Source organism: Blastococcus sp. SYSU D00820 (assembly GCF_054050695.1).
Genome location: NZ_JBJGZW010000001.1, coordinates 246,625 through 264,605, shown reverse-complemented (window position 1 = coordinate 264,605; position 17,981 = coordinate 246,625). Strand labels below are relative to the sequence as shown.

General features: G+C 75.6%; 20 protein-coding genes. 7 read left to right on the top strand and 13 right to left on the bottom strand.

Annotated features, from left to right (window positions below):
* Positions 1–5 precede the first annotated feature (5 nt).
* The 4 genes from ACI79R_RS01195 to ACI79R_RS01180 all read right to left on the bottom strand — a co-directional run bounded on the left by ACI79R_RS01195 (position 6) and on the right by ACI79R_RS01180 (position 4,242).
* Positions 6–1,127 carry an XdhC family protein gene (locus tag ACI79R_RS01195; protein ID WP_456571744.1) on the bottom strand — a complete coding sequence of 374 codons (1,122 nt, stop codon included), beginning with the start codon at positions 1,125–1,127 and terminating at the stop codon, positions 6–8.
* Between the two features lie 41 nt (positions 1,128–1,168).
* Entirely contained in the window at positions 1,169–2,284 is a 1,116-nt protein-coding gene (locus ACI79R_RS01190) for a vWA domain-containing protein (protein ID WP_456571743.1), read from the bottom strand.
* Positions 2,277–3,185, bottom strand: a complete 909-nt coding sequence (locus ACI79R_RS01185) for an AAA family ATPase (protein ID WP_456571742.1) — start codon at positions 3,183–3,185, stop codon at positions 2,277–2,279. The genes ACI79R_RS01190 and ACI79R_RS01185 overlap by 8 nt, the downstream gene beginning before the upstream one ends.
* Before the next feature lie 130 nt (positions 3,186–3,315).
* Positions 3,316–4,242: a DUF2382 domain-containing protein gene (locus ACI79R_RS01180; protein ID WP_456571741.1), complete on the bottom strand. Its 927-nt coding sequence runs from the start codon at positions 4,240–4,242 to the stop codon at positions 3,316–3,318.
* A gap of 316 nt (positions 4,243–4,558) precedes the next feature.
* Between ACI79R_RS01180 and ACI79R_RS01175 the strand changes: the two genes are divergently transcribed.
* On the top strand, positions 4,559–5,368 hold the full coding sequence (locus ACI79R_RS01175; protein ID WP_456571740.1) for a DUF3097 domain-containing protein: 810 nt from the start codon (positions 4,559–4,561) through the stop codon (positions 5,366–5,368).
* Between the two features lie 60 nt (positions 5,369–5,428).
* On the opposite strand, the gene ACI79R_RS01170 is transcribed toward ACI79R_RS01175, so the two are convergent.
* Together ACI79R_RS01170 and ACI79R_RS01165 are read right to left on the bottom strand one after the other, a co-directional pair.
* Positions 5,429–6,268, bottom strand: coding sequence for an aldo/keto reductase (locus ACI79R_RS01170; protein ID WP_456571739.1), 840 nt, complete (start codon positions 6,266–6,268; stop codon positions 5,429–5,431).
* A gap of 73 nt (positions 6,269–6,341) precedes the next feature.
* On the bottom strand, positions 6,342–7,577 hold the full coding sequence (locus tag ACI79R_RS01165; protein ID WP_456571738.1) for an MFS transporter: 1,236 nt from the start codon (positions 7,575–7,577) through the stop codon (positions 6,342–6,344).
* 194 nt (positions 7,578–7,771) lie between these two features.
* On the opposite strand from ACI79R_RS01165, the gene ACI79R_RS01160 reads away from it, so the two are divergent.
* The 4 genes from ACI79R_RS01160 (at position 7,772) to ACI79R_RS01145 (ending at position 10,263) form a co-directional block, all read left to right on the top strand.
* Positions 7,772–8,641: a hypothetical protein gene (locus ACI79R_RS01160; RefSeq protein WP_456571737.1), complete on the top strand. Its 870-nt coding sequence runs from the start codon at positions 7,772–7,774 to the stop codon at positions 8,639–8,641.
* A 96-nt stretch (positions 8,642–8,737) separates the two neighbouring features.
* Entirely contained in the window at positions 8,738–9,790 is a 1,053-nt protein-coding gene (gene moaA, locus ACI79R_RS01155; protein WP_456571736.1) for a GTP 3',8-cyclase MoaA, read from the top strand.
* A 7-nt stretch (positions 9,791–9,797) separates the two neighbouring features.
* Complete coding sequence (locus tag ACI79R_RS01150) at positions 9,798–10,043, top strand: MoaD/ThiS family protein (protein WP_456571735.1); 246 nt, start codon at positions 9,798–9,800, stop codon at positions 10,041–10,043.
* 13 nt (positions 10,044–10,056) lie between these two features.
* Positions 10,057–10,263 (top strand): hypothetical protein, encoded by a 207-nt coding sequence (locus ACI79R_RS01145; RefSeq protein ID WP_456571734.1) that lies wholly within the window; start codon positions 10,057–10,059, stop codon positions 10,261–10,263.
* Between the two features lie 4 nt (positions 10,264–10,267).
* Here the strand turns inward: ACI79R_RS01145 and ACI79R_RS01140 are convergent, their stop codons facing one another.
* Complete coding sequence (locus tag ACI79R_RS01140; protein ID WP_456571733.1) at positions 10,268–11,854, bottom strand: SpoIIE family protein phosphatase; 1,587 nt, start codon at positions 11,852–11,854, stop codon at positions 10,268–10,270.
* Between the two features lie 142 nt (positions 11,855–11,996).
* On the opposite strand from ACI79R_RS01140, the gene ACI79R_RS01135 reads away from it, so the two are divergent.
* Positions 11,997–12,488, top strand: coding sequence for a GAF domain-containing protein (locus ACI79R_RS01135; RefSeq protein ID WP_456571732.1), 492 nt, complete (start codon positions 11,997–11,999; stop codon positions 12,486–12,488).
* 19 nt (positions 12,489–12,507) lie between these two features.
* On the opposite strand, the gene ACI79R_RS01130 is transcribed toward ACI79R_RS01135, so the two are convergent.
* The 6 genes from ACI79R_RS01130 to ACI79R_RS01105 all read right to left on the bottom strand — a co-directional run bounded on the left by ACI79R_RS01130 (position 12,508) and on the right by ACI79R_RS01105 (position 16,737).
* Positions 12,508–12,918: a molybdenum cofactor biosynthesis protein MoaE gene (locus ACI79R_RS01130; protein WP_456571731.1), complete on the bottom strand. Its 411-nt coding sequence runs from the start codon at positions 12,916–12,918 to the stop codon at positions 12,508–12,510.
* Positions 12,915–13,505 carry a nucleotidyltransferase family protein gene (locus tag ACI79R_RS01125; RefSeq protein ID WP_456571730.1) on the bottom strand — a complete coding sequence of 197 codons (591 nt, stop codon included), beginning with the start codon at positions 13,503–13,505 and terminating at the stop codon, positions 12,915–12,917. Before ACI79R_RS01125 ends, ACI79R_RS01130 begins: the two co-directional genes overlap by 4 nt.
* Before the next feature lie 12 nt (positions 13,506–13,517).
* Positions 13,518–14,570: an ABC transporter ATP-binding protein gene (locus ACI79R_RS01120; RefSeq protein WP_456571729.1), complete on the bottom strand. Its 1,053-nt coding sequence runs from the start codon at positions 14,568–14,570 to the stop codon at positions 13,518–13,520.
* Positions 14,567–15,397 carry an ABC transporter permease gene (locus ACI79R_RS01115; protein ID WP_456571728.1) on the bottom strand — a complete coding sequence of 277 codons (831 nt, stop codon included), beginning with the start codon at positions 15,395–15,397 and terminating at the stop codon, positions 14,567–14,569. The genes ACI79R_RS01120 and ACI79R_RS01115 overlap by 4 nt, the downstream gene beginning before the upstream one ends.
* Before the next feature lie 91 nt (positions 15,398–15,488).
* Positions 15,489–16,271, bottom strand: coding sequence for a molybdate ABC transporter substrate-binding protein (modA, locus tag ACI79R_RS01110; protein WP_456571727.1), 783 nt, complete (start codon positions 16,269–16,271; stop codon positions 15,489–15,491).
* A gap of 70 nt (positions 16,272–16,341) precedes the next feature.
* Entirely contained in the window at positions 16,342–16,737 is a 396-nt protein-coding gene (locus tag ACI79R_RS01105; RefSeq protein WP_456571726.1) for a TOBE domain-containing protein, read from the bottom strand.
* 120 nt (positions 16,738–16,857) lie between these two features.
* Between ACI79R_RS01105 and ACI79R_RS01100 the strand changes: the two genes are divergently transcribed.
* On the top strand, positions 16,858–17,946 hold the full coding sequence (locus tag ACI79R_RS01100) for a DUF2786 domain-containing protein (protein WP_456571725.1): 1,089 nt from the start codon (positions 16,858–16,860) through the stop codon (positions 17,944–17,946).
* The last annotated feature ends 35 nt before the right edge of the window (positions 17,947–17,981 follow it).

Below are 17,981 nucleotides of genomic sequence, written 5' to 3'. Positions count from 1 at the left end.
CTCCGTCAGCGCTCGGCCGTCCGGTGGATGGGCCCCTCGGTGCCGGCCAGCCGCTCCCCGGTGCCACCCCAGCGCCCGGCGATGATCTCCGCGGCGATCGAGACGGCGGTCTCCTCGGGGGTGCGCGCGCCGAGGTCCAGACCGATCGGCGAGGAGAGCCGGGCCAGCTCGGCCTCGGACAGCCCGGCCTCGCGCAGCCGGGCCAGCCGGTCGTCGTGGGTGCGCCGGGAGCCCATCGCGCCGACGTAGGCCACCGGCAGCCGCAGGGCCACCTCCAGCAGCGGGACGTCGAACTTCGGGTCGTGGGTGAGCACGCACAGCACCGTGCGCTCGTCGATCCGCCCGGCGTCGGCCTCGGCCTGCAGGTAGCGGTGCGGCCACTCGACGACCACCTCGTGGGCGTCGGGGAAACGCCGGGCGGTGGCGAACACCGGCCGGGCGTCGCAGACGGTGACCCGGTAGCCGAGGAACGCCCCGACCCGGGCGACGGCGGCGGCGAAATCGATGGCGCCGAACACGACCATCCGCGCCGGCGGGGCGAAGGAGGAGACGAACAGGGTCAGCTCGTCGCCGCGCCGCTCGCCGTCGTGGCCGTAGGTCAGCGTGCCGGTGCGGCCGGCGGCCAGCATGCCGCGCGCGTCGTCGGCCACCGCGTCGTCCAGCCGCTGCAGGCCGAAGGTGCCCGAGGCGCGGTCGGGCCAGAGCACCAGCCGCTTGCCCAGCCGGTCGTCGGGACCCTTCACGCAGGTGACGACGGCGACCGGCTCGTGCCGGCCGACCGACTCGGCGATCTCGCCGAGCTCGGGGAAGGACTCCCGGGAGACCGGCTCGACGAAGACGTCGAGGATGCCGCCGCAGGTCAGGCCCACGGCGAAGGCGTCGTCGTCGCTGATGCCGTAGCGCTCCAGCGTCGGGACGCCGGTCTCGACGACGTCCCGGGCCTCCTCGTACACCGCGCCCTCGACGCAGCCGCCGGAGACGCTGCCGACCGCCGTGCCGTCGGGGCCGACCAGCATCGAGGCGCCGGCCGGGCGCGGCGCGGAGCGCCAGGTGGCCACCACGGTGCCCATGCCGACGGTCTCGCCGGCCTGCCACCAGCCGATCAGGTCGTCGAGGACCTCACGCACGACGGACCACCTCCCCGGGGTGCTGCAGTCCACCACAACCCTCAGGCACGCTGGATCACTCCCGACAGCTGCTCGAACGCCGCCAGGCTGTGCCCGGCGACGAAGTGGTCGACCGACGGCAGCGCCGCCTGCATGCCGCCGGTCAGCGGCTCGTAGCCGGCCCGGCCCTTGTGCGGGTTCACCCAGACGACGGCGTGCGCCAGCCGCCGCAGCCGGGCCATCTGCTCGGCGAGCAGCTCGGTGCCGCCGCGCTCCCACCCGTCGCTGCAGACGACCACCACGGCGCCCCGCGCGGTGCCGCGCTGGCCCCAGCGGTCGAGGAAGGCCTTGAGCACCTCGCCCAGCCGGGTGCCGCCGGACCAGTCGGGGATGGCGCTGCCACTGGCGGCCAGCGCCCGGTCGGGGTCGCGCAGCCGCAGCTCGCGGGTGACCCGGGTCAGCCGGGTGCCGATGGTGAACACCTCGGTCGCCGCCGGGTGCGCGCGGACGGCGGCGTGCGCGAACCGCAGCAGCGCGTCGGCGTAGGGGCTCATCGACCCCGAGACGTCGACCAGGAGGACGACGCGGCGCGGGCGCGGCCGGCGGCGCCGGTAGGCCAGCCTGGAGACCTCGCCGCCCTCGCGCATGGCCCGCCGCACGGTGCGCGCCGGGTGCACCGAGCCGCGCAGGCTGGGCCGGCGCCGGCGGGCCGGGCGCATCGGCGCGGCCGGCTGCAGGAGCGCGAACAGCCGGCGCAGGTGCTCCCGCTCGGCCACGGTGAGGTCGGCGACGTCGCGGTGGCGCAGCACCTCGTCGCCGCTGGCCCGGCCGGCGACCTCGGGGCTGTCGTCGGTCTTCTGGCCCTCGCCGGACGCGTCGGCCAGCGGCGCCGAGCTGGTCAGCCGCTGCACCGACACCGGCGCGGGCCGCCCCGCCCGCGGCGCCTCGCCGCCGAAGTACGCCGCGAAGGCGGCGTCGTAGCGCTCGAGGTCGTCCGGCCCGGCGCACAGGGTGAGCCGGCCGGCCCAGTAGACCGCGGTCGGGTCGAGGACGCCGAGAGCGCCGGCCGCCCGGAGCATCGCCTCGACGCGGTCGGGTGAGGCGGCCACCCCCGCCACGCGCAGCGTCCGTGCGAAGCCCAGGACGGTCGCGACGACGTCCCTGCGCTGTTCAGGCACCGAAGAGCACGCCCCGGGTCAGCGCGTGCACGCGGTCGGTGTCCTCCCGGTACTTGAGCACCGCGCCCAGCGTGCGGGCGGCGAGGTCCGGGTCGAGCTCGCGGGCGCCGAGGGCGTGCAGGGCGCTGGCCCAGTCCATCGCCTCGGCCACACCCGGGGGCTTGAGCAGGTCCAGGTCGCGCAGCTTCGCCGTCGCCCGAGCGACGTCGCGGGCCAGCCGCTCGGTCACCTCCGGCAGCCGGGTGCGCAGGATCGCCACCTCGCGGTCGAAGTCCGGGTGCTCGAGCCAGTGGTAGAGGCAGCGGCGCTTGAGCGCGTCGTGCACCTCGCGGGTGCGGTTGGAGGTGAGCACCACCAGCGGCGGGGTGGTCGCCCGGATCGTGCCGAGCTCGGGGATGGAGATGGTGAAGTCCGACAGCACCTCGAGCAGGAACGCCTCGAACTCGTCGTCGGCACGGTCGACCTCGTCGACCAGCAGCACGCTGGGGGCGTCCTCCAGGGCCTGCAGCAGCGGGCGGGCCAGCAGGAAGCGGCGGTCGTACAGCGAGGCCTCGAGCGCCTCGGTGTCACCGGTCGCGTGCGCGGCCTCGGCGGCGCGCAGGTGCAGCAGCTGGCGGCCGAAGTCCCAGTCGTAGAGCGCCTGGCTGGCCTCCAGGCCCTCGTAGCACTGCAGCCGGTACAGGGGCCGGCCCGTGACCTCGGCCAGCGCCCGGGCCAGCGCGGTCTTCCCGACCCCGGCCTCCCCCTCGAGGAACAGCGGGCGGCGCATCACCAGCGCGAGGTAGGCCGCCGTCGACAGGCCCTCGTCGGGCAGGTAGCCGGTGGCCTCCAGGGCCGCGGCCAGGTCGTCCGGTCCGGCGAAGGGGCCGGCCGCGGCCGGGGACACCGTGGTCTCGCTCACGTCGCCGAGCATCCCACCTGGCGACGGAGGAGGCGGCCCGGTCGCCGGACCCCGGACGGCAGATGGCCGGCCGGAGCGAGTACTCGGCCGGCCACCGCCGTCGGGAGCCCGGCACTGCCGGGCGGGGAGGTCAGAGTCGACGGTCGGCGTCGTGCGCGCCGTCGACCTCGATCTCCTCCTTGCGGACGGTGTCGTTCACCGTCTCGGTGTCGGTCACCGTCTCGGTGTCCAGGCGCACGCGCTCGACCGGCACGGCCTCCTTGGCGACCACGGGGCGCTCGGCGTGCAGCGTGACCTCGTGCTCCTCCTCGGAGATGGCCGGGCCGTCCATCGCGTTGCCGATGTTCGCGTCGGTGATGGGCTCGCGCTCGACGCGGACCTCCTCGCGGGAGACCGGCACGGTCTCGGTCACGTTCTCGGTGACCACGTACTTGCGGAGCCGGGCGCGGCCGATCTCCTCGGCGCGGGTGCCGACGGACAGCCGCTCCTCCGAGCGGGTCATGGCGTTGTCGGTGGTCGGGCCGGAGGTGTCGTGCCCGACCGCGCCACGGGTGTCGCGCTCGTACCCGGTGCCGGTCTGCTCGTAGTCGGTGCCGGTGGTCATGCCGCCGGCGGCCCCGGTCGTGCTGGCCATGCCCGTCGTCGACTCGGTGCCGGTCATCGTGCCGGTGCGGGTCGTGTCCGTGTGGGTGGTGGTGTCCGTCCGCGTGGTGTCGGTGCCGGCGAACTGCTGGCCACCGCCGCTGACGTCCATGCCGTAGTAGCGGTAGAGCTCCTGCTCCTCCTGCGGCGAGAGGTGCCCGTCGGTGTCGATCTTCGGGGCGTCCTTCACGCGGTCCTTGCTGACCGGTACGCGCAGCCCGTTGTCGGTCAGGTCGGCGTTCCGGATCGGGACGAAGGACTCCTTGGTGCCGAAGAGGCCGGTGCGCACGGTCACCCACTCGGGCTGGCCGGTCTCGTCGTCCAGGTAGACCTCGGAGGCAGAGCCGATCTTGGTGCCGGACTCGTCGTACACGTCCTGGCCGATCACACGGCTGATGGTGTCGGTGCCGATCATCGTCGCGGTCGCTCCCGTCTCTGGGTGGTGTGGAACGGTCACCGGGATGGGTGACCGTGACGGGCGCCGCGAAACGACCCGGGCACGGTCGACACGGCGGCCCGGGCGTGTCGCGGACCGTGGCCGGGGCGCGCCGGACGGTCATCTCGGGCATCCGCGCAGGTGGAATCGGGGGGGAACCGGGGGTTGCCCCGCCGAGGATCTGTCAATGGGTGACCCGTGACGCTAGGTGACGACGGTCACCCCGGGCGTGTCGGACGACTCCGTCCCGGCGCGCCGTCCCGGGGCCGCGCCCCGCCCGTCGGAGACTCGGGCCGTGCCACCCCGTTCGCCCTACGACAACCTCGTCCACCCCCGCACGGTCAAGAAGCCCGCACCGCAGGTGGCGGCCGAGCGCGACCTCGTCGTCGAGGACCCGAGCAGCGGGTTCGTCGGCGCGGTCGTGCGCTGCGAGAAGGACGTCGTCCACCTCGAGGACCGCTTCGGCAAGGTGCGGGCCTATCCCCTGGGCCCCGGCTTCTGGGTCGACGGCCGCCCCGTCGTCCTCGTCCGCCCGACGCCGAAGGGCCCCGCGACACCCACCCGGAGCGCGTCGGGGTCCACCTACGTCGCCGGCGCCCGCGCCCGGGTGGCCCGCGAGGGGCGCATCTACGTCGAGGGCAAGCACGACGCCGAGCTCGTGGAGAAGGTGTGGGGCCACGACCTGCGCATCGAGGGCGTCGTCGTCGAGCCGCTGCACGGCGTGGACGACCTGCCGGGCATCGTCCGCGAGTTCCGTCCCGCGTCCGGACGGCGGCTCGGGGTGCTGGTCGACCACCTGGTGACCGGCTCCAAGGAGTCGCGGATCGCCGGGCAGGTCACCGGCGAGCACGCGCTCGTCGTCGGCCACCCCTTCATCGACATCTGGCAGGCGGTCAAGCCCGCCGTCGTCGGCATCCGGGCGTGGCCGACCGTGCCCAAGGGCGAGGACTGGAAGACCGGCGTCTGCCGCCGCCTGGGCTGGGAGGACGACACCGGTTACGTCTGGGCCCAGCGGATCCTCGCGCGGGTGCGCACCTGGACCGACCTGGAGCCGGCGCTGATCGGCCGGGTCGAGGAGCTCATCGACTTCGTGACGACCGACTGAGCGCCGGGTGGAGTGCCAGGGCGCGGAAAATGCGTCCCTGGCACTCCACCCGGCCCTGTCTCAGCCCGGGATGTAGTTGAACGTGTCCGGGTCGGGCCCGGTGCGCTCACCGCGGTCGAGCGCGGAGATGTCGCCCATCGCGTCCTCGTCGAGGGCGAAGTCGAACAGCGCGAAGTTCTCCTCCATGCGGGCCGGCGTCACCGACTTCGGGAAGACGACGTCGCCGCGCTGCACGTGCCAGCGGAGCACGACCTGGGCCGGGGTCCGCCCGTAGCGCTCGGCCACGCGGGTGACCACCGGGTCGTCGAGCACCTTGCCCTGCGCGATCGGCGACCACGCCTCGGTGACGATCTCGTGGTCGGCGTCGAAGGCCCGCAGCTCCTCCTGCGCGAGGTAGGGGTGCACCTCGATCTGGTTGACCGCCGGGCGGATCTCGGTCTCGGCGAACAGCCGGCGCAGGTGGTGGGCCTGGAAGTTCGAGACGCCGATCGCCTTGGCGCGGCCGCTGGCGTAGATCTCCTCCATGGCCTTCCACGTCTCGACGTAGTCGACGTCGATCCCCGGCAGCGGCCAGTGGACGAGGAACAGGTCCAGGTAGTCGAAACCGAGGTCGGCCAGGCTCTGGTCGAAGGCGCGCAGCGCGGCGTCGCGAGCGTGGTAGCCGTTGTTCAGCTTGCTGGTCACGAAGACCTCGCCGCGGTCGATGCCGGAGCGCCGGACCGCCTCGCCGACCTCCTTCTCGTTGCCGTACATCTCGGCCGTGTCGATGTGCCGGTAGCCGATCTCCAGCGCCTTCGTCACCGCCTCGACGGTGTCGGCCGGGTCGATCTGGAAGACGCCGAAACCCAGCTGGGGGATCTCGACGCCGTTGTTGAGCCGGATCGTGGGCACGGTTGCCACGGGTGCTCCTCTCGCGGGGGGTTCGGGGGGCGCCGCGCACGACCGGATGGCGCGCGACGTGCCGCGTGTCCCGCTACCCGGCGACCGGCTGCTCAACCCGTGACGGAGGCGACTCGCGCAGCAGGGGCGCGCCCGCCAGCGCGAGGACCGCGGCCAGCGCGGCCGCGATGGCGGGAACGGCGAACGCCGCCTCCGCCCCCCACCGGTCCACCGCGGCACCGGCCACGGCCGCCCCGACGGTCACCCCGGCGATCAGGCCGGTGGAGGTCCAGGCGAGGGCCTCGGTGAGGCTCGCCCGCGGCACGCGGGACTCGACCAGCGACATCCCCGAGACCAGCGTGGGGGCCACCGCCAGTCCGGACAGGAGCGCCGTCGGCACCAGCCACGCCAGGGAGTCCACCGCCAGCAGCAGCTGTCCGGACAGGCCGAACAGCAGCGAGCAGGCGACGAACCGCGCGGCCAGCGTGCCGGGCAGCCGCAGCAGGCCGTAGACCAGCCCCGCGAGCAGGCTGCCGCCGGCGAACAGGGCCAGCACCAGGCCGGCCGACGTCGGCGACCCCTCCGCCTCAGCGAAGGCCACCACGACCACGTCGATCGCGCCGAAGGTGATCCCGACGCCGACCGAGGAGATCGCCACGACCAGCACCGGGGCGGTGAGCAGGCTCCACCGCCGGCGCGGCGTCCCGGCGTCGGGCCGGGTCACCGGCGGCTCGCTGGCCCGCAGCCCGCCGAGCACCCAGCCGCCGACGATGCCGCCGAGCAGCCCGGTGAGGAAGCCGGCCGGCGGGGTGACCATCGAGGCGAGCACGGTCACCAGCGGCGGGCCGACGACGAAGACGACCTCGTCGACGACGGACTCGAAGGCGAACGCGGTCTGCCGCTGCCCCGCGTCGGGCAGGGCGCTCGCCCAGCGGGCGCGCACCAGCGAGCCGACGTTCGGCGAGGAGGCGCCGGTCAGCGCGGCGAGCAGGAACCAGCTCCACAGCGGCGCCTCCGCGACGACGACCGCGAGGAACGCCGCGCCCGTGACCGCCTGCAGCACCATGGCGAACCGCAGGACACCGCCCTGGCCGCGCCGGTCGGCGAGCCGGCCCCACAGCGGAGCGGCCAGGGAGAAGGCGAGCGCCAGCGTGCCGGAGACCGCGCCGGCCAGGCCGTAGCTGCCGGTCTCGGCCGCGACCAGCAGCACGGTGCCCAGGCCCAGGGTGGAGAGCGGCAGCCGGCCGATCCAGCCGGCCAGCGCGAACGCGCGGCTGCCGGGCACGGCGAACAGGCGGAGGTAGGGGGCGAAGAGAGTGCGGGGTGACACGGGTTCTTCTCGCGCTTCCTGGCCACAGGCGAGTGCGGGGGTGCCCGCAGGTCCCTCGGGTGACACCGCACCGTAGCAACGCCCGGCTGCGCGGCGCGCCCGCGTTCTCGCCGGTCCCGCCGTTTGCTTGAAGTTTCATGCATCCTTCTGTGAGCCGCTGCACACGCACGGTGATCAACGACGGAGGGACCACCGTGGCCCGCACCTTCCCGCGCCGCCTGCTCGCGGCACTCGCCCTGTCCACCGCCGTCGCCCTGGTGCCGGGCGTCGCCGCCGCCAAGGGCGACGACGGGGGGTCCGACGACCGGGGGACGCCGTCGGTCGCCACCACCGCCGGCGACTTCAGCGTCACCGTCAACGGCGCGACGACCAACCCCGCGCCCGGCCGGGACGTGCGGCTGCGCGGGATCACCCCGAACGGGCGGATCGTCGTGCAGGGCGTGCACGTGCGGTTCGCCATCGACCCGGCGACGCTCGGCGTCTACGACTACACGCTGACCGGGGCGCCGGACCCGCAGCGGATGGTCACCGCTCCCACGGTCGTCTTCGCCTCGAAGGTGCCGGTGCTGACTCCGGCCCAGCTCAGCGGGGTCCGGATCGAGCAGCTGCAGGTCCGGGACGGCGACCTCGTCGTCGTCTTCAGCACCGCGCGGGGCAAGCTCAAGGTGCAGGCCAAGGACGCGCCTCAGGGCGGCATCTTCCAGATGGAGCAGGAGTTCGGCACGGCGGTCGAGTACGTGCACACCCTCGGCCCCGGGCTCTACTACTTCGTGAACGAGTACACCGGGAAGATCAACTTCGGCGACGGGATCGCCGGCGACGCCACGCACCAGATGCTGCTGGGCAAGGACAGCCCGCAGGTCGCCACGAAGCTGGCACAGACCGCGACCACCACCCGCTGGTCGGTGACCTCCGGCGGCCGCATGGGCGGCGTGCTCGGCGAGGACGCGATCGAGCTGTCCGCCGGTGCCACGAACTGCACCAGCGACTGCCAGGCGCGCAACCGGATCCAGGGGTCGGTGCCGGTCCCGCCGGACCCGATCGCGCCCACGCCGATCGGCTGACGCACCCACCCGACGGGGGCGGCCGGCATGCCCGGCCGCCCCTGTCGGCCGTCCGGAGGACGGCACGAACGTCGTCCCGAGCACTACATTCGGGACATGACCTCGCCGAGCCCGCTCCCGGACCCGGTGCTCCGCCGCCCCGACCCGGTGCCGGGCACCGGCGGTCTGGTCGACCGGCACGGCCGCGTCGCGACCGACCTGCGGGTCTCGCTGACCGACCGCTGCAACCTCCGCTGCACCTACTGCATGCCTCCCGAGGGCCTGCAGTGGCTGCCCAAGGTGGAGGTCCTCACCGACGAGGAGGTCGTCCGGCTGGTCCGCATCGGCGTGGAGCAGCTCGGCATCCGCGAGGTCCGGTTCACCGGCGGCGAGCCGCTGCTGCGCCCCGGGCTGGTCGGCATCGTCCAGGAGACGACCGCGCTGCGGCCGCGCCCCGAGGTCAGCCTGACGACGAACGCGATCGGGCTGGCCCGCGTGGCCCCGGCGCTCGCCGCCGCCGGCCTGGATCGGATCAACGTCAGCCTCGACACCCTCGACCGCGAGCGCTTCCGGCAGCTCACCCACCGCGACCGGCTGGACGACGTCCTCGCCGGGCTCGCCGCCGCCCGCGACGCCGGGCTCACCCCGGTCAAGGTCAACGCGGTGCTGCTGCACGGCATCAACGAGGCCGACGCCGTCCCGCTGCTGGACTACTGCCTCGAGCACGGCTACCAGCTGCGGTTCATCGAGCAGATGCCGCTGGACGCCCACCACGCGTGGACCCGCGGCCGCATGGTCACCGCCGAGGACATCCTCGAGCGGCTGTCGGCGGCACACACGCTTACCCCCGATCCCGAGGAGCGCGGCTCGGCGCCGGCCGAGCGCTGGCTGGTCGACGGCGGTCCCGCGACCGTCGGCGTCATCGCCTCGGTGACCCGCTCGTTCTGCGGCACCTGCGACCGCACCCGTTTGACCGCCGACGGGCAGATCCGCAACTGCCTGTTCGCCCGCGACGAGTCCGACCTGCGGACGGCGATGCGCGAGGGCGCGACCGACCAGGAGCTGGCCGACCGCTGGCGGATCGCCACGCTGGGCAAGCTGCCCGGCCACGGCATCGACGACCCCAGCTTCCTGCAGCCCACCCGGCCGATGTCGGCCATCGGGGGGTGAGCCCCCGGTGGAGCAGGTGACCGTCCGCTACTTCGCCGGGGCCCGCGCCGCCTCCGGCGTCGACACCGAGACCCGCGCGGCCGCGACCCTCGAGGAGCTGGTCGGCCAGATCGTGGCCGACCACGGCGAGCGGCTGGAGCGGGTGCTCACCGCCTGCTCGTTCCTGGTCGACGGCACCTCGACCCGCGACCGCGCCCAGCGGCTCGCGCCCGGAGCCGTCGTCGACGTGCTGCCCCCGTTCGCGGGCGGATGAGAGAGGACACCACGTGAGCGGTTGGGACAAGGTCAAGGCCAAGGCCGAGGAGCTGGTCGGCCACGCCGAGGAGGTCTACGGGCAGTCGCACGGCGACGCCGCGGCCACCATCGACGGCGAGGCGCGCCGGCTGGAGGGCGAGGCCGAGGAGGAGGCGCTCGAGCGCTCCGAGCCGGGCTCCCAGCGCGACCCCGGCACCGGCGGCGTCCCGGCGCGCTGACGCCTCAGCGCGCCGCGGGGTGCAGCCGCATCGCCACCAGCGCGACGTCGTCGTCGGGCCGGCCGTGCACCAGCCGCTCGATCACCTCGTCGCACAGCTCCGCGAGCGGCCGTCCGGCGAGCTCGCCGGCGGCCTCGGTGAGCAGCGCCAGCCCGGCGTCCAGGTCGCTGGTGCGCCGCTCGACCAGGCCGTCGGTGAACAGCAGCACCGTGCTGCCGCAGGCGAGCGAGACCACCGACTCGCTGCGGCCGGCCGGTGAGCCCAGGCCCAGCAGCAGGTCGCTGCGCCAGCCCGGCGGCGGCGCCACCGACCCCGCGGGGTCGATCACCAGCACCGGCAGGTGCCCGGCGTTGGACCAGCGCATCCGGGTGATCCCTCGGGCGCGCTCCGCGTCGGTCTGCTCGAAGCGCGCGACCGTGGCGGTCGCGTAGGTCTGCACCCGCAGCTGCGTCATCGCCGCGTCCAGACCGCGCAGCACCTCGGCCGGCCCGGCGTCGCTGTAGACCGCGACCCCGCGCAGCAGCGAGCGGAGCTGGCCCATGGCCGCGGCGGCGGCGGTGTCGTGGCCGACGACGTCCCCGATGACCAGCATCGTGGCGCCCGAGGGCTGCAGGAACGCGTCGTACCAGTCGCCGCCGACCCGCGCGGCCTCGGCGGCCGGGGTGTAGCGGACGGCGATCTCGGCGTCGGCCGGCTCCACGGGGTCGCTGAGCAGGCTGCGCTGCAGCCCCTCCGCCAGCCGGCGCTGCTGCCCGTAGACCCGCGCTCCGTCGAGGGCCGCCCCGACCCGGTCGGCGACGTCCCGGGCCGAGGGCAGGTCGACGTCACGGACGCCGAGCAGCAGGGTGAGCGCCCCGACCACCCGGTCCAGGCCGCGCAGCGGCATGGTCACCACCGTGCGGGGGGCCAGCCGCGCGAACAGGTCGTGCACCTCGCCGGACGGCACCCCGGCGAGCACGTCGGGCCCGGTCATGACCACGGTCTCACCGGCCAGCGACCGGATGACGGGGGCGGTGGCCGGCACGACGCCGAGCCGCAGGACCGCGTACCGGTGCAGCACCTCCCGGCGGTCCGGGTCGGCGTGCCAGGTGCCCAGGTCGTGCGGCCGCCCGTCGTCGTCCACCACGGTGACCAGGCAGCCCTCGGCCAGGGCCGGCACGACCAGCCCCGGCACCCGGCGCGCGGCCTCGGCCGGGTCCAGCGCGCCGGAGAGCACCTCGCCGACGCGGGCGAGCATCGTCAGTCGGTCCTGCGCCTGGCGCCGCTCGGTGACGTCGGAGAAGTAGAGGAAGAGGCCGGAGTCCGACGGCACCGCCTGGACGGCGAACCAGCGGAACAGCGGCGCGGGGTAGAACGCCTCGAAGGTCTCCTCCGTCCGCCGCTCCATGACCCGGCGCACGCTGTGGCCGAACTCGTTGTGCGCGTTGTCCGGGTACACCGACCAGTAGCTGCGGCCCACGAGGTCGGCCGACGGCGCGCGGGCGATCCGCTCACCGGCCGGGTTGACGTGGGTGATCACCCAGTCCGCGCCGATGGCCATGAAGCCGACCGGCATCGACGCCAGCACGCGCTCGCTGTCGGGGTGTGGCACCGCGTGCGCTCCCCTTCCTGGCCCGGATGCGGACGATCAGGTTGCGTATGGTGCCGCGCTCCGCGGCGAATGAGGCAGCGCCGCGCGGGGAACACCGGACGACATGGTTCCACCAGGGATCGCAGGCGCCGAGATGCGGGACATGGCGCCGTGGCGGGACTGGTCGTCCGCCGCCACCGGCGCCCTGGAGTTCCTGCACGAGCAGCTCGGCTGGGACATGTGGATGGTCACCCGCGTCGTGGACGGCCGTCAGGTGGTCGTCCACGCCGAGCCACCGGACGCCGTCCGGCCCGGTGTCTCGCTGCCGTGGGAGGACAGCTTCTGCAAGCAGATGGTGAGCGGGGCGGCGCCGCGCGTGGCCACCGTGACCGCCGCCGTGCCGGCCTACGCGACCCGCAGTACCGGGCCGCTGCTCGGTGGCGTCGCCGCCTACCTCGGCGTGCCGATCGTCGGGGCGGACGGCGGTCTGTTCGGCACCGTCTGCGGGGTGGCCGCCCGGGCCCGGCCGCGCAGCGCGGCGCGCGACCTGCCGCTGGTCGAGCTGGTCGCCCGCATGCTCGCCACCCTCCTCGCCGCGGGCTACGACCCGGGCGAGGTGCCGGGCGATCCGCGCCGGCCGAGCGTGCAGGCCTGACCGCCGGCGGCGCCGCCCCTCAGGGGCAGGCCACCCACTCCTCGTCGCCGTCGGTGAAGACCTGCCGCTTCCAGATGGGCAGCCGCTTCTTCACCTCGTCGACCAGCTCGGCGCAGGCGGTGAACGCCGCGCCGCGGTGCGCGGCGCTGACGGCGCAGGCCAGTGCGACGTCGCCGATGCCGAGCAGGCCGATCCGGTGCGAGACGGCCACGGCCTGGACGTCGGGCCGCGCGGCGAACTCCCGCGCCAGCTCCTCGATGACCTCGCCGGCCGTCGGGTGGCCGACGTACTCCAGCTCGGTCACCGACCGGCCGCCGTCGTGGTCGCGCACGACGCCCGCGAAGGAGACGACGGCGCCGGCGGCCTTGTCGGCCACCGCGTCCTCGTGCTCGGCGACCGACAGCGGCTCGTCGACGACCCGGGCGATCACGGCGCCGACGGTACCCCGCCCGGGGGCACGTCGAGGTCCACCGGATCGGCCAGGCCGGTGCAGTCCACCTCGGTGACCGCCCGCCCGGCCAGGTAGCGGCGGGCGCCCTCGTCGCCGGTGGCGGTCTCCGCCACGCCGGCCCAGTGGTCGCGCCCGAGCAGCACCGGGTGCCCCCGGACGCCGTCGTAGGTGGCGACCGCCAGCGCGCCGGGGCCCGCGTGCCCGGCCACCCGCGCCAGGGCGGCGGGGGTCATGCCCGGCATGTCCACGAGCAGCACCAGGGCCGCGTCGACCCGACCCGGCCAGCCGCGCAGCCCGTCCAGGCCGACGCGGAGGGAGGAGGCCATGCCGGTCTCCCAGTCGCGGTTGGCCAGCACCGTCGCGCCGCTGAGGTCGGCCGTGCGCCACACGTCGACCGCGCGGGCGCCGAGCACCACGAGCACCGGGTCGCAGACCGCGGACGCCGTCCGCACCGCGCGCTCGACCAGCAGGCTGCCCTCGTACTCGACCAGCGCCTTGGGCATCCCGTACCGGCGGCCGCCGCCGGCGGCGAGCACGAGCCCCGCGACGGGGCGGTCGGACGTCATGCCCCCACCCTCTCAGCGGGGGTACACCGCGACCTCGCTGGCCTTGACGCTGGCCCACAGCTCCACGCCGGGCGCCAGCGCCAGCTCGGCGAAGGCGGTCGCGGTGACGTCGGCGAGCAGCGCCACCTCACCCTCCAGTTCGCACCGCACGGTGGTGCCCGACGGCGTCGCGCCGGCCAGCCGGACCGGCCAGACGTTGCGCGGGCTGCCGGACGGTCGTTCCGGGTACAGCGCCACCGACTCCGGGCGGACGGCGACGAACACCGGCCCGCGCACCTCCCCGGCCACCGCCACGGTGCCGCCGCCGTCGAGCCGCACCGCCGTCCCCTTCCCCGTGCCGGGCAGCAGTGCCAGGCCCACCAGCCGGGCGACGTAGTCGGTGCGCGGGTGCCGGGCCACCTCGCCGGGCGGACCGGCCTGGACGACGACGCCGTCCTCGACGACCAGGACGCGGTCGGCCAGCGCCATGGCGTCGACGGGGTCGTGCGTGACCAGCACCGTGCTGCCGCCGAACGCGGCGAGGTGGCGGCGCAGCTCGGCGCGGACGGCGAGCCGCGTGCGCGCGTCGAGGGCGGACAGCGGCTCGTCGAGCAGCAGCAGCGCGGGGTCGCCGACCAGCGCGCGGGCCAGCGCCACCCGCTGCGCCTGGCCGCCCGAGAGCCGACCGGGCCGGCGGTCGGCGAACTCGGCGAGGCCGACCCGGTCGAGCCAGGCGGCCGCGGCGGCGCGGGCCTCGGCGCGGCGCATGCCGCGGCTGCGCAGGCCGAAGGCGACGTTGTCGGTGACCGACAGGTGGGGGAAGAGCAGGTGGTCCTGGAAGACCATGCCCAGCCGGCGCGCGTGCGCCGGGCGGTGCACGCCCGCGGCGACGTCGTCCCAGACCTCGCCGGCGACCGCGACGCGGCCACCGTCCGGGCGCAGCAGGCCGGCGAGCACCCGCAGCAGCGTGGACTTGCCCGCGCCGTTCGGGCCGAGGACGGCCAGCACCTCCCCGTCGGCCACGGCCACCTCGAGGTCGACGGTCATCGCCCCGCGGCGCACCCGCACCGCCGCCTCGACGCTCACCCGGCGGCTCCCGTGCGCCCCAGCCAGCGGTCGCGCAGCAGCAGCAGGGTGGCCAGGGAGACGCCGAGCAGGACCAGGGAGAGCACGATCGCCGCGCGCGGGTCGTCCTGCAGGGCGAGGTAGACCGCGAGCGGCATCGTCTGCGTCGTCCCCGGGAAGTTGCCGGCGAAGGTGATCGTCGCGCCGAACTCGCCCAGCGCCCGGGCCCAGCAGAGGACGGCGCCCGCGGCGATCCCGGGGGCGACCAGCGGCAGCGTGACCCGGCGGAACGTCGTCCAGCGGTCGGCGCCGAGGGTCGCGGCGGCGTCCTCGAAGCGGGCGTCCGCGGCGCGCAGCGCACCCTCGACGCTGATCACGAGGAACGGCATCGCCACGAAGGTCTCGGCGATGACGACGGCGGTGGTGGTGAACGGGATGGTGATCCCGGTGGTCTCGGCCAGCCAGGAGCCGACGAGCCCCTGCCGGCCGAGCACGAGGAACAGCGCGACGCCGCCGACCACCGGCGGCAGCACCAGCGGAACGGTCACCAGGGCGCGCAGCACCCCGCGGCCGCGGATCCGCGAGCGGGCGAGCACCCAGGCCAGCGGGACGCCGAGCACCAGGGAGACCAGCGTGGCCAGCGTCGCCGACACCAGCGACAGGCGCAGCGCCTCGCCGACCTCCGGGGTGGTCAGCAGCGGCCAGAGCTCGCCCCAGGGCGCCCGCACCAGCAGGCCGACCAGCGGGAGGACGAGGAAGGCGACGGCGACGACAGCGGGGACGAGGAGCGGCGCGGGGACCGCGCGGTCCCCCCTCGCTCGCCGGCGCCCGCTGCGATGCTCACGCACCCGTCCGCTCACGGTGCCCACGGTTCGCTCCCGCGGCGCGCTCCGCTCCTCGCTCGCCGGCGCTCGCTGCGATGCTCGCGCACCCGTCCGCTCACGGTGCCCGGAATCCGGCCGCCGCCAGCGCCTCCTGCCCCTCCCCCGAGCGCACCAGGTCGACGAACGCGCGGGCCGCCGCGGGGTTCGGCGCCTCCGCCAGCGTGCACATCGGGTACTCGTTGACCGCGTCCTCCGCCTCGGGGAAGGGGATGCCCTCGACGGCGTCCCCGGCCGCGGTCACGTCGGTGGCGTACACCAGCGCGGCGTCGACCTCGCCGAGCTCCACCTTGGTCAGGGCCGCGCGGACGTCCTCCTCGAGCGTGTCCGGCCGCGGGGTCACGCCCGCGGCGGCGAAGACGTCGTCGGCGGCGGCGCCGCACGGCACCTCGGCGGCGCACACGGCCAGCGCCAGCTCCTCGCGGGCGAAGTCGGCCAGCCCGGTCACCCCGGCCGGGTTGCCGGCGGGGACGGCGATCTCGAGGACGTTCGCGGTGAACACCTGCGGGTCCTCGGCCAGGCCGGCGTCGGTGACGACGGTCATCTGGCTCTGGTTGGCCGACGCGAACACGTCCGCCGGCGCACCCTGCGTGATCTGGGTGGCCAGAGCCGAGCTGCCGGCGAAGTTGAACCGCACGTCGAGACCGGGGTGGTCGGTCTCCAGGCGCTCCCCGAGGTCGGTGAAGACGTCGGTGAGCGACGCGGCGGCGAAGACGGTCAGGGTGCCGGAGGGGCCGCCCGATCCGGCGGACGCAGCGGCCTCCGATCCGCCGTCCGCTCCGCAGCCGGCCAGCACGACCGCCACCAGCGCTCCGGGCACCACGAGGATCTGCCTCCGCATGCGCGGGACACTATCCCGATGAGGGCCGCAGAAGCGCCTCGTCTGCGCATCCGAGTTCCGCGGGCGCGGATCAGGCGGTGTCGACGCTGACCTGGGTGGCCTTGACCGTCGCCACGGCGCGCACCCCGACCTCCAGGCCCAGTTCGTCGGCGGCCTCGCGCGACATGAGCGACACGAGCCGGAAGGGCCCGGACTGGATCTCGACCTGCGCCATCACCGTGTCGCGGACCACCCGGGTGACGATGCCGGGCAGCCGGTTGCGGGCCGAGGAGTGCCGGGTGGCCCCTGGCTCGGGGGCCTCGTGCAGCGCGGCGGCGACCCGGGCGAGCTCCGGGCCGTCCACGACGGCCGGGCCGCCACCCTCGCGGCGGGCCGGCAGGCGGCCGCTGTCGATCCAGCGGCGCACGGTGTCGTCGCTGACGCCCAGCAGTTCCGCGGCCTCGGCGATGCGGTAGGTGGCAGCCACGGCGGGACGCTATCGGCCGCCGCCAGGGCCGCACCGCACCGGACGGAATCCGTGGACGCCGGGCCGGCGTCCACAGGGGCCGGCCCCGCCGTCTCGGCCCCCTGGGCGAGGCTGGCCCGCATGACCGCCACCTCCGCCGTCGACCGCCGCCTGCTCGACGCCGTCGCCTCGGTCTGGGAGCGCGGCTGGCGCCCCGCCGACCTGGTGCACGTGCTCGCCGGCACCGCGCCGGAACTCGTCGCCCTGGCCGCGGAGGCGGCGGTCGCGAGCGTCGAGGCCCTGGGGGAGACGGTGGACCTGCCCGGGTCGTGGGTGGCACAGCTGGACACCGTGCGCCAGCGGGCGCGGGGCTCGCGCGCGACAGCCGGGGACGTCGCCCTCCTCCTGGCGCACCTGCGCGCGCTGCCGCGCCTCCCCCACCTCGGCGAGGTGCCGTCGCGCTGGCCCCGGAGGCGTCGCGCCGCGGAGGCGGCGGGGCAGGGTGCTGCGGGCGACGCCGGGGACGCCGGGCGCGACGCCGACCGCGCCCTCCGGCGGATCCGGTCGCTGCTGGCGAAGGCGGAGTCCACCGAGTTCCCCGACGAGGCGGAGGCGCTGTCGGCGAAGGCGCAGGAGCTGATGGCGGCGCACGCGATCGACGCGACCCTGCTCGCCGCCGCGCCGGGCCGGGCGGCACCCCCACCCGGGGCGGCGGAGCGCCGGCTGCACCTGGAGGCGCCGTACCTGGACGCCAAGATGCACCTGGTCAGCGCGGTGGCCCAGGCGAACGGCGTCCGCGCGGCCTGGTTCTCCCGGTACGGGATCGCCGTGCTGGTCGGGATGCCGGCGGACCTCGACGCGACCGAGCTCCTGGCGACGTCGCTGCTGGTCCAGGCGGCGCGCGCCATGCTGGCCGCCGGACGGCAGGGCGGTGGGCACGCCCGCTCGCGCGCCTTCCGCCGGGCGTTCCTGCTGGCGTACGCGGTGCGCGTCGGCGAGCGGCTCACCGCCGCCCGCGACGCCGCGACGGAGCGGATGGCGGCCGAGCGGGGCACCGACCTCGCGCCGGTGCTGCGGAACCGCGACGCGACGGTCACCCGGGCCTTCGAGGAGCTCTTCCCGCGGCTGCGGACCAGACGCAGCACGACGGTCGATCCGTCCGGCTGGCTGTCCGGGCGCGCGGCCGCCGACTCCGCGGACCTGGCCGGCACGCGCCGACTGGCCCCCTGACCGGCAGCCCGCACGGCCACGGGCCGACCGCCGGG